We start from the raw sequence: 14519 nt of genomic DNA, 5'->3' as shown, positions 1-14519 counted from the left end.
TGCAACCGCGGGGGGACGCCCGCGTGTTCCCGTCAGGCCGGGTCTTTGAGCGCCGTCACTGCCCGGTAGGTGAAGCCCAGGCGGTGGTAGACCCTGATCGCGGGCGCGTTGGCGGCGTCCACCATCAGGGCGCACTCGCCGTGGTCGGCCAGCAGGGTGCCCGCGACGAACGCGCAGATCCGCGTGGACAGGCCCAGGCCCCGGTGGTCGGGGTGGGTGGCCACGCCCGCGAGGAAGCCGATGCCCGGCGCGGACCACGCGTCCGCCGCCACCGCGACCAGCGTCGCGCCGTCGTGGATGCCCGCCCACCGGCGCGGTCCGGGCTCGTGCGGCCACACGTACGAGTTCGGGCTGGCCTTGCGCAGCAGCGCCTCGACGTCGTCCCACTCGTCCTCGCGCAGCCAGCGGACGCCGCCGGGCGGGGCGAGCGTGCCGGTGCGTTCCATCCAGCCGAAGGTGGCCTTCGCCGGGAACCGGGGCAGCGCGGCGGCGGTCTCCGCGGTCACCAGGGCGGCCCGGCCGGGGCGGTGGTGGGCGTCGAGGAGGGCCGCGACGTCGTCGGCGGGGCCGGCGAGCACGAGCCGGTCGTGCCGGTTCAGGCCGGGGGCGTGGACGGCCACCGCGCCACCGTGCGCCCAGGCCGCACCGCCGCGGCCGGGGAGCAGGCCCTGGGCGGCCCACCGGACGAGCGGGTCCGGGTTCGCCGCCGCGACCTCGTCCGGGGTGTGCAAAACACGCATGACCGCATCATGGTCGAGCACTACCCTCGCCCGCATGCAGATCCGGCGGGTGACCTCCCACGACGACGTGATGGCCGCCGCACACCTCTTCGACGACCCGCCAAAGGCCGACGCGACCAGGGCGTTCCTGGCGGACGACCGCCACCACCTGCTCATCGCGTACGTGGGCGACGAGCCCGCGGGCTTCGTGTCCGGCGTGGAGACCACCCACCCGGACAAGGGCACCGAGATGTTCCTGTACGAGCTGGGCGTGGACGAGGACTTCCAGCGCCGGGGCATCGGCACGGCCCTGGTCGAGGCGCTGTTGGCACTGGCGAGGCAACGCGGCTGCTACGGCGCGTTCACCGCCACCGAACCCGACAACACCGCGGCCCTGGCCACCTACGCCCGCACCCGCGCCGACACCGCGGCCACGGTGTCGCTGAGCTGGACCTTCTAGCAAGTCCCGGTTGACCGCTCGACCCGCGCCTGCGACCGTCGTCCGTCAGACGTCTTGGTGGTGGGCATGGGTCCGTGGGCTTGGGCGGCGGTGGCGTTGGTGGCGTCGTGCTTCGCCGTGCCCGTGTACCTCGGCGCGCCCTACCTGCCCACCCTGAGCCGCCACCGCGAAGAGCTGCTCGACCGCTCGGGGGTCAAGCGCGGCCAGACCGTCGTCGAACCGGGGTGCGGTGACGGCCGGTTCCTGCGCGCCGCGGCGGCGCGGGGCGTCCGCGGCATCGGTTACGAGGTCAACCCCGTGTTGTGGGCGGTGTCCAAAGTCGTGCTGTGGTCCCGGCGGGACCTCGTGTCGGTCCGGTTCGGCGACTACCGCCGCCACCCGTTGCCCGTGCCCGACCGGACGGCGTGCCGCAGCCTCCCGTACGCCCACCTCTACTGCTTCGGCGCCGAGCGGGGGCACGGACATGCGTGAGCGACTGCGGCGGCTGCTCAGGGGGCTGTTGATCGGCTCGGTCATCGGCGGGTTGGTGTGGGTGACGGGCGGCGACAACTTCGTCTCCGGGTTCGTGGCCGGCCTGTTCGTGGAGGAGTTCATGCAACTCTCGACGTGGTTGCAGGAAGGGCTGGTCGGGTTCGCCGCCCGGTGGCGTGCGGCGGACGCCCAGGTGGTCCGGGCGCGCGAGGAGGCGTGGGAGAAGGAGATCGAGAACTACCCCGGGCGGGTCACGAAGCTCGTCGCGGCCATGTTCATCGTCCTGCCCACCGTGGCCGCCTCGGTGGTCGACGTGCTCGTGACGATGACCCGGAAGCCGGTCGGGTGGATGGCCGGCCGGGTGCGGAGCGCCCGGGTCGTGGCGCGTCGGGTGGTCACCGCGGTGCTGGGGCTGTTGCCGCTCGGATTGCTGCTCGGGTTGCTCGTCGCCGTGTGGGTCTTCGCCGTGCGGGTGTCCGAGGGCGTCGCGGAGCGGTTCGGCGACGGCGACGGCGCGCTGCTGCCGTTCCTGACCACCCTGTCGTTCGTGGTGGCCGCGGTGTCGGTGCTGATGCTGGTGGTGGGCGGGCTGCGGTACGTGGTGTCCGCCGGCGACCAGGGCAGCGTCACCAGCGCCAAGAACACGATCCTCTACGCCGTGCTCGGCATCACGGCGGCGGTGTTCGCGTTCTTCGCGCTGGAGGTGGTGGCGGTCCTGGCCTAGGAGCCCTTGCGGAACAGCGTGCGCTTCTGGAGGGAGTCCTCCAGGCGTTGGTGGGCCAGTTCCATCATGCCGTTGTAGTGCTCCTGCGGGCGCGGGGGGACGGACTCGTCCGGGTTGGGCAGGGGCTTCATGGTCAGCCAGCGCTCGTCCCACAGCGCGTCCAGCGCCGCCTCCCACAGCAGGGTCACGCCGACGCGGGTCAGCATCTCCTGCTCCACGGCCTCCGCCATGCGGTCCTGGGACGCCACGAGCCGGTCCAGCGCCTCCTTCACCCGCTGGTGGTCCACCTCGCGCATGCGCTGCACCGACTCGTCCGCCAGCGCCACGATCTCCCTGTACCGCTCGACCGCGGAGACCGCCTCCACCTCCGGCACGACGTCCCCACTGCGTTGCGCGGGCACGACAGAGGCGTGGCTGATCATGATTCCTCCCCGGTGTCGAACGGAATGACCACCTGCGGTCGGGAGTGCTCGAAGCGGTCGAAGAACAGGCAGCGGTGCGGTCGCGGGGACCACGACATGACCTGCTCCGGACCGAACGAGATCAACTCCTTGCCCTGCACGTCGAACGCGAGCCACGCGCCGATGTCGTCGTACTGGCCCGGCGGCAGGCTGTTCTTCAGCCGCTGCACGCCCCGCCACCACCCGAGCAGGTGGGTGCGGTTCTCCGGGCCGTGCTTGAGCACGGTGCGCAGACTGTCCACTCCGGACGTTCGAGTGGTGGGATCCTTGTTCTCCAGCAGGGTGTGCGCGGCGTCCACCGCGTACACCACCAGGTAGTGGGGCGGCAGCGGCGCACCGGTCTCGCCGGTCACCGACGCCGTGAGGCGGGCCGCGGTCGAGTCCAGCAGCGCCCGGATGCCCTCCAGGCCGAACAGGTCGGCCGAGTGGCCCGCGTTCTGCAGCTGCTTGCACAGCTTCTCCGCGTACGGCCACGCGTCCTCGGCCAGGCACGCCAGGCTGAACTGCGCCTCGCCGGGCTCCCGCTGGCGGGCCAACGACAGCGCCGCGCCGCCGAGCACGCCCGCCGCGTCCTCGGGCAGCGAGCCGATGACCGCGATGTTGCGCCCGGGGGTGCGCGGGAACCGCACCTTCGCCGCACTGCCCGCCACGTCGATCACCTGGCCGAGCAGCACGGTCGGGTTCGCGTCGCCGGTGCGCAGCGACTGGAAGTCCGGCAGCGACTGCAACGCGGGCACCTTGCTGCCGTCGAACAGGATCGGCTCGTCCAGCTCCGGCGGGCGGCGGCGGTGCAGTTCGGCCTGCAGCACGTCGAACGTGCCCTTGCTCGTGGTGTCCGGGATGCGCGCGATCTCGTTGCCGGGCCGGACCCCGGACTCGTGGTTGACCACGGCGTGCCAGCGCGGCAGCTCCACGGCGGCGTCGTTGGCGGGCTCGGCCAGCACCCGGCGCGCCTTGGGCAGCGCGATCCGCACGGTGAACTGCTCGAAGATCGCCGACTTGCCCCAGAACCCCTCGATGCCGGACACGTCCTGGCTGGACAGCACCAGGTGGATGCCCTGCGACCGGCCGCGCCGCGCGACGTCCTCCAGCAGCTGGGTGGCTTGCGCGGTGACGTTGTCGCGCTCGCCGAACAGGTACTGGAACTCGTCGATCACCGCGACGATCCGCGGCCACCGGCCCTCCGGGTCCTCCTCGCGCAGCTGCTCCAGCTTGGTGACCTCGTGCTGCTTGGCCGCGTCGGCCCGCCTGCGCATCTCGTCGGCCAGGAACTTCAGCAGCGCCACGCCGAACTCGCGGTCGGTGTTGACGTTCACGCCGACCAGCCGCGCGTGCGGCAGCCACGTCGGGTCCTTGCGGCCCGGCGCGAACTGCGCGAACGACACGCCCTCCTTGAAGTCCAGGAGGTACAGCTCCAGCTCGTCCGGGTGGTAGCGGGCGGCGAGGCTGCCGAGCATCGCGTAGAGGAAGTTGGTCTTGCCCGACCCGCTCGGCCCGCCGATCAGGGCGTGCGGCGAGGTGTCGCCCAGCGCCACGTGCACCGGCTCGCCCTCGTGGTAGCCGACCGGGGCGACCACCCCGGACGCGGAGCTCTCCTGCCAGAACCGCTCGGGCAGCAGGTCCTGGAACGTGCTCAGCCGCATCCGGCGCTCTTCGCGCTTGTCCGCGATGGCCGCGCACGCGCGGGGCACGGCGGTGCGGGAGCACGGCGGGTCCAGCGTGACCACGACGTTCTTGCCGGTCATCGTGCAGGTGGCGGTCTGGTCGGGGTGGATGGTCACGGTCTCGATCGGCGAGTTCACCGTCACCGGGATGTCCACGATGATCAGCTGCACGCCGCACGCCAACCCGTTGCGCGCCACCCGTTGCAGCTGTTGCTGGTGCTCCTCCTTGAGCACCTGGCGGTTGCCGAACAGCACGGCCACCCGCCACGGCTCGGTGCGCCGCCCGCCGACCGACCGCACCGACTGGTGGCCCTCGACCAGCACGCCGGTGTGCACGCGGCGGATGTGGTCGGACAGCTCGTCCAGCAGCTCCTGCGGGCGGGCCGGGTCGTGCACGGTGAGCAGGCCCGCGCGGGTCAGCGGGTACAGGCCGGGCAGCGAGCCGGTGAGCTGGTTGACGTCCCACACGTGGATGTGCACCAGGCCCGGCTGGAAGTGGCTGACCAGGCGCAGCAACAGGTTCTCCACCAGCGCGTCCGCCGCGGACCGGCTGTCCGGCGTGGAGGCCACGTGCAGGTGCGAGTGGTCCAGCAGCGGCACCGCCACCGGGAACGACCGCGGTTCGGGCGCGCCGCGCACCACGCCGGTGCCGATGCGCCACAGCTCGGGCACGCCCTCGCTGCCGTCGGCCGTGCCGGGCGTGCCCAGCCAGGACTCCGGCGGCCACGACGCCGGTCCGGGCGCGACCGCGTTGACCAGCGCGGTCAACTGGTCGGGCCCGCGCTCGGACCACTCCCGGAACGCGTTCACCCGGTCGATCAGCGCCTGCGCCAGTTGCTGCTCGAAGGCCTTGTTCTCCAACGCCTTCGCCAGCACCGGGTCGGCCAGCGCGCGGTCGACGCCCTCGCCGCGCAGCATCACCTCGAACATGTCCCGGGCGCGCTCGTCCACCAGTTGCCGCAGCTCGCGCGAGGCGTTGCCCAGCGCGGCGGCGACCGCGTCCCGGAACTCCTCGAAGGAGCCCTCGACCTTCCGCCGCCGCTCGTCGCGCCTGCTCACGTCACAGCTCCACGGCCAGGCGCTGGACCAGGTCCAGGCTGCGGACGATGAGGTCCAGCTCGTCGGCGAACTTCTCCCGCGCCTTGGCGAACCCGGCGGGCACCAGCGGTTCCGGGTGGTTCGCGCCCGCCTCGGTGAGGATGTCCATCGCCTCGTCCAACGCGCTCTGCGCCTCGCGGACACTGCGATAGGCGTCACGCAGCAGCTCGCAGCTCTGTTCGAGCGCGAGCCGCACCTCGGCGACCGACGTCACGTCACGGCCCGCACGCTCAGAGCCGGGAGTTGATGTTCTCGGCCTGCGAGATGCCGGCGGCCAGGAACTTCTGCAGGTCGGTGACGCCGCTGACGACCTCCGCGAACTGGCTGTTGGCCTGCTCGACGTCGGCCTGGGCGCTGCCCTGGGTGGCGGTGCTCAGCAGTGCCTGCGCGTCCTCGGCCAGGTCGGCGGCCTGTTGCAGGGCTTGGGCGCTCTGCCCCGCCTTGTCGACGGCCTGGGCGATCGCGGCGCGGACCTCTTCGATGCTGGCCATGTCGGTCCCGACCCCTCCCACAACGCTGGAGTTCCTATAGTTGAAAGTAGTACCGAAAGTTTCACGATTCACAAGCAAGATCGGCTGACCGGGTGGCATCGGAAACCCACTCGATCGGATTAGCGTTGTTGATCTCAGTCGGGCGCCGTCCACACGAATGCCGAGGCCGGTGTCGCGGACAGTTCCATCGCCGTGATCCCACTGCTCGGGACGGGTGCCGCTGACCAGCGCGTTACCGCCGACTCGCCCGACCACTCCACGGGCGTCCACCCCGTTCGGCCCAGCGACGAGACCGCGTCCAGTAGCGCGACCGTGGGCGAATCGACACTCGACCCGAGATCGACGTGCACGCTGAGTACGTGCCCATGTGGAGCCACTCGGGTGATCTTGCCACTCCGCACGACCCGACTCGCTACCGCCCGCGCCTGCCATTCGGCCCCGGCCGACCGGTCGGCGGCGACATCGACCCGCAACAGCAGCCGGGTACCCCCGCCAACCGGCGGTTCAACATCGGCAACCGGCGCATCGACCCCGTTTTTCGCGGTTTCGGCGGTTCTCGCGGATTGCTCGGTTTCCGCTTGCCCGGGTTCTGGTCGCCCGGGTTCGGGTTGCTCCGGTTCTGGTTGCTCCGGTTCTGGGCGGCGTTGCGGGTCCCCGCCGGCCCAGGCCTCGATCAGCAGCCGTTCCGCGCCCGGCACGAGCCCGTCGAGCAGGGGCTGGTCCTCCAGCACGGTCCACGCGGTGGGCGGCTCGCACGCGACGCGCGGCGTGGGGAAGTCGTCCCCGAGCGAGCGCACGAACGTCCGCACCGCCCGGGCGAGCGCGCCGGCGACGTTCTGCGTGGCCCGCTCGCCGCTGACCAGCGACACCGTCACCGACCAGCACCCGGGCTCCTCGTCGGAGCAGTCCCCGGCGCCGACGACCCGCCCGCCGACCCGCCGCAGCAGCCCGGCGCAGGCGGTCCGCGCCTGCCGCTCGTCATCGGCCGCGACCACCACGGTGATCAGCAGCTCCAGGTCTTCGCCCACCATCGCAGCACGAATTGTCCACGAACCGCGCGGACGCCCGCACGCCGCCCGTTCGGCCGCACCCACCGAAGTGCCGATGGCCGAACTTGACCTGGAGCGCGCTCCAGCCGATTTGCTATGGGCATGACGAACAACCTTCAGGGCAAGGTCGCGTTGGTGACGGGGGCGTCCTCCGGGATCGGCGAGGCGACGGCGGTCGCGCTCGGGCGGGCCGGGGCGTCCGTGGTCATCGCCGCGCGGCGGGTGGAGCGGTTGGCCGCGGTGGAGGCGCGGTTGGCCGAGGAGGGGGTCAAGGTGCTGGCCCTGGAGCTGGACGTGACCGACGAGGCCGCCTGCCGGGCCGCCGTCGAGCGGGCCGTCGAGGTGTTCGGCGGCCTGGACGTGCTGGTCAACAACGCCGGCGTCATGCTGCTCGGCAACGTCCTGGGCGCGGACACCGAGGACTGGCGGCGGATGGTGTCGACAAATCTCCTCGGCGTCATGTACCTCACCCACGCCGCCCTGCCGCACCTGGTCGAGCGCCGGGGATCGATCGTCCAGATCTCCTCGACCGCCGGCCGGGGCGCGCGCCCGACCGCCGCCGTCTACGCGGCCACCAAGTTCGGCCTCAACGCGTTCAGCGAGTCGCTGCGCCAGGAGGTCGCCGGGGACGGCGTCCGCGTCGTCGTGGTCGAGCCGGGCGTGGTGGAGACCGAGCTGCGCGAGCACATCACCGACGCGAACGCCAAGAACGCGCTGGAGGACCGGATCACCGGCATGCGCCAGCTCCAGGCCGACGACATCGCCGCAGCCGTCCGCTACGCCGTCACCCAGCCCGAGCACGTGTCGGTGAACGAGATCCTGGTGCGCCCCACCGATCAGCTCTGGTGAAGCACCCGCTGGACGAACGCGACCACGTCGTCCAGCACCTCGTCGCGGTTGGTCTCGTTGAACAGCTCGTGCCGGGCTCCGGGGTAGATGCGCTCCTCGAACAGCAGGCCCCGCACGCGGTCGGTGCCGGTGCGGGTGTCGGCCAGGGGCACCAGCTCGTCGTCGTCGCCGTGCAGCCACAGCGTCGGCAGGTGCTCCAGGGTGGGGCCGTAGTTCACCTCGTCCAGCCCGCGTTCCACGGCCTCCAGCGTGGCCCGCTTGAACGGACCGTGCCAGACCAGGGGGTCGGCGGCGTACTGCTTGCCGACCTCCGGGTCGCGCGACAGCAGGTCCGGGTCCACCGGCGTGTCCGGGACCTCGGGCAGGGACAGCACGTCCACGCCCTGCCAGGTGCCCAGCAGCGGCGCGGACAACACCAAGGCGGCCAACGGGTTCGCCTGCGCGTACCGGGTCGCGACGAGACCGCCCAGGCCGTGTCCGATCAGGACGGTCGGCAGGTCGGACGCGGCCGAGCTGACCGCCGCGCCCACGTCGGCCACCAGCCCGTCGAAGTCGGTGACCAGCACCGGCTCGCCCTCGGACCCGCCGTGCCCGACGTGGTCGGCGGCGACGACCAGCGCGCCCGCGGCGACGAGTCTGTCGGCCACGTGCCCGTACCGCCCGCCGTGCTCGCCGTGGCCGTGCACCAGCACGGCGAGCCACGAGGCGTCGAGGTTGGGCCAGGTCCGGACCGCGAGCTCCCCGGCGTGGCCGGGGACGTTGGACTCGATCACCTATGCAGCGTAGAACGCGCTGATCTCGATCTTCCCACCGCCGCACACCGGCCCCAGGCCCCACGCCACGCTCATCGGCTGCGTCTCGTCGGGCGGGATGGCGGCGGCAGCGGACGCCTCGGGCTGGCACGGCTTGTCCACCGGTTCGTCACCGGAGGGCACGACGTTCCAGTGCAGGTTGGCCGCGGCGCTCGCGCCGGGGCGCAACGCCACCGGTGACGGCCCGGGGTCCTGCGTGCGCTGGAGGTCGGTGGGCACCGGCCGGCCGCTCGCGTCCTGGAGTTGGAAGCCGCTGTAGCCGTTGAGCGTGCACACCGCCTGGCCGGTGTTGGTGACGACGAACCTGCCGTACCGGTTGCCCGCGCCCGCGTCGGTCGGCTCCACCTTGCCGCTCAGCGTCGCGGCGGAGCACCGGGCGACCGCGGGGGTGGCCGCGGTCGTCGGGGACGTCGGCGGGACGGGCGCGGCGGAGCTGGTCGAGGACGGGGTGAGGGGCAGGGACTGCTGGTCGGCCGCCTGCTGCGGGCTGCCGCACGCGGCCAGCGCCACCAGGGCGCCGCAGCCCACGAGGAGTCGCCTCATGTCCACCTCCTGGTCGTGGTCCTACCAGGAGGACGTACCCGGCCGCCGGACGGTTGGGTGCGGTGGGGAAAGATTCACCGGATCGGGCGCATCACGGACGGTTCTCGACCCAGCCGTGCGGCAGGACCGGCATGCCGTCCACGGCGGAGGTCCACAGGTAGGTCCAGCACACCCGGCCGTCGGGCATGGTGACCCGGACGCGGCGGTACTCGTCGCCCTCGTACTCGTCCAGCACCGGCAGCGCGTCCTCGGGGTTCTCCAGGCGCAGCAGGTGCCCCGGGACGCCGGGGCCGTCGCCCGGTCGCAGCGCCGGGTAGCCCGCGCCGGTGTCGTGCAGGCTGCCGGGCAGCCGCGCGGGCTCGGGGTCGCCGGTCACGAACGGCTCCACCAGGCGCCACGCGCTCATGCCGGGCTGGAGGGTGCCGTAGACGAACAGCCGGTCCGGCCAGTCGTCCGGGCTGGGGTCGCCGTGCACCGGGGTCACGTCGAGGCCGTCGCCGTCCGCCGGCCGTCCGCCCATGGTCCACGCCCTCCGCTGGTCCACGTCCGCGCAGCGCACCGGACGCCCGTTGACGAGCAGCGGCATCCGCCGCTTGCCGGCGCCGGTGTAGGCGAGCACGGAGTCCACCACGGCGCCGTCGAACAGGGTGACGCGCCCGGTGTGCACGCGCACCAGCCGGTAGCGCAGGCCCCGGCCCTCGCAGCGGTCCAGCACGCGCAGCTGGTCGGCGGTGGCGAGCCACACCGCGTGCTCCTCCTCGACGCCGGGCGCGGCGGCCAGGGTCGCGGGGCGCTGCCCGTCGCGGGCGCGCAGCCCGGCCGCCCACACGGCGGCGAACCCCTCGCAGCGGGCTCGGAGCACGACCGCCGGGCCGGTCAGTCCGAGTTCTTCGCGCAGCCACGTCACCTTCGCCGGGTTGGCGTTGGAGCCGTAGGCCAGCACCGGCATCCGGCCCGCCAACGGCGGTTCGCCGTGGTCGGCGAGCCACTCGTCGAGGTCCCGGCCGTCCGGCGCGACCCGCCAGCCGGAGTCGGCGCCGGGGTCCGGTGTGACCGGCCACCCCGCGCCGTCGACGTGCACGAAACAGTGTCCCGGCCGAGCGCCCGGGTAGGGCTCGGCCGGGTGGCTATCGTCCGTGAAGGGCTGCGTCATGACCCCATTCTGGCAAAGCTCACATGGAATTCACGTCGTGTTGGGTTTTCGCTGGCAGAAAACACCCGATGTATCACGGCCGTTCGAGTGAATCTGCTGGCGTTCTCTGTCGTACTTGTCGCGATTCAGATCCGAGGTCTGAACGTGATCGGTCACACGTTCTCGGCGCGTCGGGCGTCGTAGGCGTCCTGCGCGGCCAAGAGGTGCGGCAAGTTGTCCTCGATCCACGTGAACAGACCCCTGATCCGTTCCGCCGCTTGAGTACCCAGCGGGGTGAGCGAGTAGTCGACGTGCGGTGGGATGACCGGGTGAACCTCCCGGTGCACCAGCCCGTCGCGCTCCAGCGCCTGGAGGGTCTGGGCGAGCATCTTCTCGCTCACGCCCGCGACCTCGCGGCGCAGTTCGCTGAACCGCTTGGTCCCGTCGAGCAGCTTGCCCATCACGAGGCTTCCCCACTGCCCGGTCGCGTGGTTCGCGATCACCCGCGAGGGGCAGTTGCGGTCATACACGTCACCTTCGATCGCCACTCCAGTGACTCTACCTGCACGCTTCCTGTCTGGTAAGTACCCCACTTGAAGGTGGGTACTTACGAATAGTTAGCGTCACTCCTAGCGTTGCCGGCATGACCACGTTGATCACCGGCGCGACCGGCCACCTCGGTTCCCTGATCGTCCAGCACGCCCTCGACCGGCTCCCCGCGGCCGACCTGGCCGTGTCCGTCCGCAACCCCGACCGGGCCGACCTGCCCGTGGAGGTCCGCCACGGCGACTTCGCCCGCCCGGACACCCTGGCGTCGGCGTTCGCGGGCGTGGACAAGCTGTTGGTGGTCTCCGCCGACGGCCCGGACGAGGTCCGCATCGGCCTGCACCGCAACGCCGTGGCGGCGGCGGTGGACGCGGGCGTGCGGCACATCGTCTACACGTCGGTCACCGACGCCGACACGTCCCCGCTCGGCCTGGCGAAGGTGCACAAGGCGACCGAGGACCTGATCCGCGGGACCGGGCTGACCTTCACCTTCCTGCGCAACGGCATGTACCACGAGAACTACACCGGCACGCTCGGCCACGGCCCCGTCGTCACGGCGGCCGGCGACGGGCGCATCGCCAGCGCGTCGCGCGACGACCTCGCCCTGGCGGCGGCCGTCGTGCTGGCCACCGAGGGCCACGAGAACGCCGTGTACGAGCTGACCGGGCCGCGCGCCTGGAGCTTCGACGAGCTGGCCGCCCTCGCCGGCACCGTCCACCAGCGGGTGAGCCAGGCGGAGCGGGTCGCTGGCCTGGAGGGCTTCGGGTTGCCGCCGTTCGTGGCCGAACTGCTGGCCGACATCGAGGTCGGCATCGCCGCGGGCGCGCTGGCCGAGGTCCGCCCGGACCTGGAGAAGCTGATCGGGCGGGCGGCCACGCCCGTCGAGGACGCGGTGCGCGCGGCGCTTTCCTAGTCGCCCGCCACGAGCAGGGCCGCATCGATCTCGGCGTGCGCCCCGGGGTTCTCCTCCCACCACTTCGCGTAGACGGGGTTGCGGGGCAGCACGGCCTTGTAGGCACGGGCGGCGCAGGCGAAGACGTCGTGCGCCCGCCCCGCCGCCGGCCCTTCGCGCCGGGTGGCCAGCATCAGGTCCACCATCAGGGGCGCGCCCTTCAGCGGCCGGATCACGATGCCGTCGCCGCTGCGGCTCTGCGGCAGCGCGAAGGACACCGCGCCGTTGGCGACCAGGCCCCTGGCCGTGGACGCCTCGTTGACGTGGTGGGTGAGCCGGGGCGTGAAACCCGCCTCCGCGCACGCGTTGAACATCTGGAGCCGGTTGCCGACCAGCTCGTCCGGCGGCGTCACCCAGTCCCGGTCGGCCAACTGGCCCAGCTCCACCTCGTCCTGCTGGGCCAACGGGTCCCACTCGGGCAGGGCGACGAACTGGGGTTCGCTGATCAGCCGCCGGATCTCCAGGCCGCGCAGCTCCCGCCGTTCCATGCCCTCGAAGCGGTCCAGCACGCCCAGGTGCACCTGGCCGGAGACGAGCAGCTCCAACAGGTCCGAACCGCCCGGCATGATCTCGGTGCGGACTTCCGAGCACGGGATCGTCCGGCGCAGCTCCTCCACGAAGTGGCCGAAGAAGAGCGTGGGCACGCCGCCTGCGATGAGCGGTCCGGGCGTCCGGTCGCGGGTCCGCTCCTTGGCCAGGCTGACCAGCTGCTCGACCTCGTCCAGCACCAGCCGCGCCGTGCCCACGACCTGTTTGCCCAGGTCCGTGGGCGCGCTGCCGCCCGGTGTGCGGTCGAAGAGCCGACCGCCCACGATGCGTTCCACGGTCCTCAGTTGGGCGCTCATCGCCGGCTGGGTCAGGCCCAGTCTGGTCGCGGCCTTGGTGAGGCTGCCTTCTTCGGCGATCGCGCAGACCGCGCGGAGGTGGCGCAGCTCAAGCTCGGGCATAACGCTCTTCTATCCCCCTTTTGTATGAGCCGCCACCCCTCACTGCCGCCATAGTTGGCGAAGTCCCCGTGAAGTGGAGAGGAAGACATGCGTCGCGCCAGCCAGATCTACTAGGAACAGACGCGAGGAAGCTGTGGCCCTCCCGTCCCGACGAGCGATCCGGACCCCGTTTACGCGGGCGGCGGTCCGGGGGACGCCCGGGAGCCGGTGAGTGGCCGAGGGGGTGCGAGGCGGACGTCCCCACCCCGTTGCGGGCCGCCGGTCGTGACTGCGGAGTAGCGACCGGCGGCCTCGCCGCGTTCTGGGTAGCGTCCCGGGCATGGCAGTAGTGGACAGCCCCGTCGGCTGGGTGAACAAGCACATCCGCGAATACGTCGAATCCGGTGGCGAGAAGGGCCACGAGTGGCGGCCGGGGGTCTACACCCTCCTGCTGACCACGACCGGCCGGAAGTCCGGTCAGCCCCGGCGCACCGCCCTGATCTACCAGCCCTACGGCGACTCCTACGTGGTGGTGGCGTCCTACGGCGGCTCGCCGGACCACCCCGCTTGGTACAAGAACCTGGTCGCGGAACCGACCGTGCGGGTGCGCGTGGGCGACGAGGAGTTCACGGCGACGGCCCGCACGTCCACCGGGGACGAGCGGGCCGAGCTGTGGGCGCTGATGAACGAGGTGTGGCCGGACTACGAGTCCTACCAGCGCAAGACCGACCGCGAGATCCCGGTCGTGGTCCTGGACCGCGCCTAGATCCGCACGGCCGCGCCGGTGACCCGCACCCGCGCGTCGTCGGGCCGGACGTCCACGGTCAGCTCGCTGGGCCGGCCCATGTCCACGCCCTGGTGGATGGTGATCGTGCGCGGCGCGGTCACCATCCCCAGCGTGCGCAGGTAGCCGCCGAACGCGAGCGCCGCCGCGCCCGTGGCCGGGTCCTCCACGACCCCGCCGACCGGGAACGGGTCACGGGCGTCGAACACGTCGTCCTCGCGCTGGAAGACCAGTTGCGCGGTGAGGGCGTCGTTGGCGCGCAGGAGGTCGGCGAGGGCGTCGAAGTCGTAGTCGAGGTCCTTGAGCCGGGCGCGGGTCCCGGCCGCCAGCACCAGGTGGCGTCCGCCGGCGAACGCCCAGTGCGCCGGGTAGCGCGGGTCGAGGTCGGCGGGCGACCACCGCAGGGCCGCCAGCGCCGCGGCGACGTCCTCCTCGGGCGCCGGCGCGGAGGACGTCGGGACGCTGGTGAGGGTCGCGACGCCGTTGCCCGCCTCGATCTCCACCAGCCCGGCCGGGGTGTGGAACCGCAGCGTGCCGGTGGTGCCGAGCGCGACCGCCGTGGCGACCGTGGCGTGCCCGCAGAACGGGACCTCGACCAGCGGGCTGAAGTAGCGGACGTCGAACTCGCCCGCCTCGGCGCGCGGGACGGCGAAGGCGGTCTCCGAGTACCCGACCTCGGCGGCGATCGCGAGCATCGCGTCGGCGGACAGCCCGGTAGCGTCGAGGACGACACCCGCGGGGTTCCCGCCGGCCGGGTCGGTGGTGAAGGCGCTGTAGCGGAGCACGTCGGTCATGACACCAGGGTGCGGCACAGCGGCCATCGAATCCAACGATTCTC

18 protein-coding genes are annotated in these 14519 nt (G+C 72.3%); 6 read left to right on the top strand and 12 right to left on the bottom strand.

Annotated features, from left to right (window positions below; all coding sequences use genetic code 11):
* Positions 1-32: 32 nt before the first annotated feature.
* On the bottom strand, positions 33-740 hold the full coding sequence (locus tag AB0A74_RS04390) for a GNAT family N-acetyltransferase (RefSeq protein WP_358247456.1): 708 nt from the start codon (positions 738-740) through the stop codon (positions 33-35).
* Between the two features lie 34 nt (positions 741-774).
* Between AB0A74_RS04390 and AB0A74_RS04385 the strand changes: the two genes are divergently transcribed.
* From AB0A74_RS04385 to AB0A74_RS04375, 3 genes are all read left to right on the top strand, one after another.
* Entirely contained in the window at positions 775-1179 is a 405-nt protein-coding gene (locus AB0A74_RS04385; RefSeq protein WP_358247455.1) for a GNAT family N-acetyltransferase, read from the top strand.
* Positions 1180-1245: 66 nt separating this feature from the next.
* On the top strand, positions 1246-1650 hold the full coding sequence (locus AB0A74_RS04380) for a hypothetical protein (RefSeq protein WP_358247454.1): 405 nt from the start codon (positions 1246-1248) through the stop codon (positions 1648-1650).
* Positions 1643-2374, top strand: a complete 732-nt coding sequence (locus AB0A74_RS04375) for a hypothetical protein (RefSeq protein ID WP_358247453.1) — start codon at positions 1643-1645, stop codon at positions 2372-2374. The genes AB0A74_RS04380 and AB0A74_RS04375 overlap by 8 nt, the downstream gene beginning before the upstream one ends.
* Here AB0A74_RS04375 and AB0A74_RS04370 read toward each other — a convergent pair.
* From AB0A74_RS04370 to AB0A74_RS04350, 5 genes are all read right to left on the bottom strand, one after another.
* Positions 2371-2796 (bottom strand): hypothetical protein, encoded by a 426-nt coding sequence (locus tag AB0A74_RS04370; protein WP_358247452.1) that lies wholly within the window; start codon positions 2794-2796, stop codon positions 2371-2373. The two genes, AB0A74_RS04375 and AB0A74_RS04370, sit on opposite strands and share 4 nt — an antisense overlap.
* A complete protein-coding gene (locus AB0A74_RS04365) occupies positions 2793-5558 on the bottom strand; it encodes an FtsK/SpoIIIE domain-containing protein (protein ID WP_358247451.1) in 2766 nt (921 codons plus the stop codon). The genes AB0A74_RS04370 and AB0A74_RS04365 overlap by 4 nt, the downstream gene beginning before the upstream one ends.
* Position 5559: 1 nt before the next feature.
* The gene (locus AB0A74_RS04360) at positions 5560-5811 is read right to left on the bottom strand and encodes a hypothetical protein (RefSeq protein ID WP_358247450.1); all 252 of its coding nucleotides are present in this window, start codon (positions 5809-5811) and stop codon (positions 5560-5562) included.
* Positions 5812-5827: 16 nt separating this feature from the next.
* The gene (locus tag AB0A74_RS04355) at positions 5828-6088 is read right to left on the bottom strand and encodes a hypothetical protein (RefSeq protein WP_343932775.1); all 261 of its coding nucleotides are present in this window, start codon (positions 6086-6088) and stop codon (positions 5828-5830) included.
* Positions 6089-6222: 134 nt separating this feature from the next.
* A complete protein-coding gene (locus AB0A74_RS04350; RefSeq protein WP_358247449.1) occupies positions 6223-7116 on the bottom strand; it encodes a hypothetical protein in 894 nt (297 codons plus the stop codon).
* Positions 7117-7239: 123 nt separating this feature from the next.
* Here AB0A74_RS04350 and AB0A74_RS04345 point away from each other — a divergent pair, with 123 nt between their 5' ends.
* Positions 7240-7986, top strand: coding sequence for an SDR family NAD(P)-dependent oxidoreductase (locus tag AB0A74_RS04345; protein WP_358247448.1), 747 nt, complete (start codon positions 7240-7242; stop codon positions 7984-7986).
* Here the strand turns inward: AB0A74_RS04345 and AB0A74_RS04340 are convergent.
* From AB0A74_RS04340 to AB0A74_RS04325, 4 genes are all read right to left on the bottom strand, one after another.
* Positions 7974-8759 (bottom strand): alpha/beta fold hydrolase, encoded by a 786-nt coding sequence (locus AB0A74_RS04340; protein WP_358247447.1) that lies wholly within the window; start codon positions 8757-8759, stop codon positions 7974-7976. The two genes, AB0A74_RS04345 and AB0A74_RS04340, sit on opposite strands and share 13 nt — an antisense overlap.
* Positions 8760-9341 (bottom strand): DUF4232 domain-containing protein, encoded by a 582-nt coding sequence (locus tag AB0A74_RS04335; RefSeq protein WP_358247446.1) that lies wholly within the window; start codon positions 9339-9341, stop codon positions 8760-8762. It lies immediately after the preceding gene.
* A 91-nt stretch (positions 9342-9432) separates the two neighbouring features.
* A complete protein-coding gene (locus tag AB0A74_RS04330) occupies positions 9433-10494 on the bottom strand; it encodes a gamma-glutamylcyclotransferase (protein WP_358247445.1) in 1062 nt (353 codons plus the stop codon).
* 152 nt (positions 10495-10646) lie between these two features.
* Entirely contained in the window at positions 10647-11021 is a 375-nt protein-coding gene (locus AB0A74_RS04325) for a helix-turn-helix domain-containing protein (protein WP_358247444.1), read from the bottom strand.
* 95 nt (positions 11022-11116) lie between these two features.
* On the opposite strand from AB0A74_RS04325, the gene AB0A74_RS04320 reads away from it, so the two are divergent.
* Positions 11117-11932, top strand: coding sequence for an NAD(P)H-binding protein (locus AB0A74_RS04320; RefSeq protein WP_358247443.1), 816 nt, complete (start codon positions 11117-11119; stop codon positions 11930-11932).
* On the opposite strand, the gene AB0A74_RS04315 is transcribed toward AB0A74_RS04320, so the two are convergent.
* Positions 11929-12918 carry a LysR family transcriptional regulator gene (locus tag AB0A74_RS04315; protein ID WP_358247442.1) on the bottom strand — a complete coding sequence of 330 codons (990 nt, stop codon included), beginning with the start codon at positions 12916-12918 and terminating at the stop codon, positions 11929-11931. The two genes, AB0A74_RS04320 and AB0A74_RS04315, sit on opposite strands and share 4 nt — an antisense overlap.
* A 319-nt stretch (positions 12919-13237) precedes the next feature.
* Here AB0A74_RS04315 and AB0A74_RS04310 point away from each other — a divergent pair, with 319 nt between their 5' ends.
* A complete protein-coding gene (locus tag AB0A74_RS04310; protein WP_358247441.1) occupies positions 13238-13663 on the top strand; it encodes a nitroreductase family deazaflavin-dependent oxidoreductase in 426 nt (141 codons plus the stop codon).
* Here AB0A74_RS04310 and AB0A74_RS04305 read toward each other — a convergent pair.
* Positions 13660-14475, bottom strand: coding sequence for a PhzF family phenazine biosynthesis isomerase (locus AB0A74_RS04305; protein ID WP_358247440.1), 816 nt, complete (start codon positions 14473-14475; stop codon positions 13660-13662). The two genes, AB0A74_RS04310 and AB0A74_RS04305, sit on opposite strands and share 4 nt — an antisense overlap.
* Between the last annotated feature and the right edge of the window lie 44 nt (positions 14476-14519).

Origin of the sequence: Saccharothrix sp. NPDC042600 (assembly GCF_040647305.1) — a bacterium.
Classification (GTDB): domain Bacteria; phylum Actinomycetota; class Actinomycetes; order Mycobacteriales; family Pseudonocardiaceae; genus Actinosynnema; species Actinosynnema mutabilis.
This window is presented reverse-complemented; position numbering and strand designations above follow the sequence as displayed.

Excerpts from the sequence above, each read along its gene's own strand:
- AB0A74_RS04390 (WP_358247456.1), bottom strand. The coding sequence starts at position 740 with ATGCGTGTTTTGCACACCCCGGACGAGGTCGCGGCGGCGAACCCGGAC.
- AB0A74_RS04385 (WP_358247455.1), top strand. The coding sequence starts at position 775 with ATGCAGATCCGGCGGGTGACCTCCCACGACGACGTGATGGCCGCCGCA.
- AB0A74_RS04380 (WP_358247454.1), top strand. The coding sequence starts at position 1,246 with ATGGGTCCGTGGGCTTGGGCGGCGGTGGCGTTGGTGGCGTCGTGCTTC.
- AB0A74_RS04375 (WP_358247453.1), top strand. The coding sequence starts at position 1,643 with ATGCGTGAGCGACTGCGGCGGCTGCTCAGGGGGCTGTTGATCGGCTCG.
- AB0A74_RS04370 (WP_358247452.1), bottom strand. The coding sequence starts at position 2,796 with ATGATCAGCCACGCCTCTGTCGTGCCCGCGCAACGCAGTGGGGACGTC.
- AB0A74_RS04355 (WP_343932775.1), bottom strand. The coding sequence starts at position 6,088 with ATGGCCAGCATCGAAGAGGTCCGCGCCGCGATCGCCCAGGCCGTCGAC.
- AB0A74_RS04345 (WP_358247448.1), top strand. The coding sequence starts at position 7,240 with ATGACGAACAACCTTCAGGGCAAGGTCGCGTTGGTGACGGGGGCGTCC.
- AB0A74_RS04335 (WP_358247446.1), bottom strand. The coding sequence starts at position 9,341 with ATGAGGCGACTCCTCGTGGGCTGCGGCGCCCTGGTGGCGCTGGCCGCG.
- AB0A74_RS04330 (WP_358247445.1), bottom strand. The coding sequence starts at position 10,494 with ATGACGCAGCCCTTCACGGACGATAGCCACCCGGCCGAGCCCTACCCG.
- AB0A74_RS04320 (WP_358247443.1), top strand. The coding sequence starts at position 11,117 with ATGACCACGTTGATCACCGGCGCGACCGGCCACCTCGGTTCCCTGATC.
- AB0A74_RS04315 (WP_358247442.1), bottom strand. The coding sequence starts at position 12,918 with ATGCCCGAGCTTGAGCTGCGCCACCTCCGCGCGGTCTGCGCGATCGCC.
- AB0A74_RS04310 (WP_358247441.1), top strand. The coding sequence starts at position 13,238 with ATGGCAGTAGTGGACAGCCCCGTCGGCTGGGTGAACAAGCACATCCGC.
- AB0A74_RS04305 (WP_358247440.1), bottom strand. The coding sequence starts at position 14,475 with ATGACCGACGTGCTCCGCTACAGCGCCTTCACCACCGACCCGGCCGGC.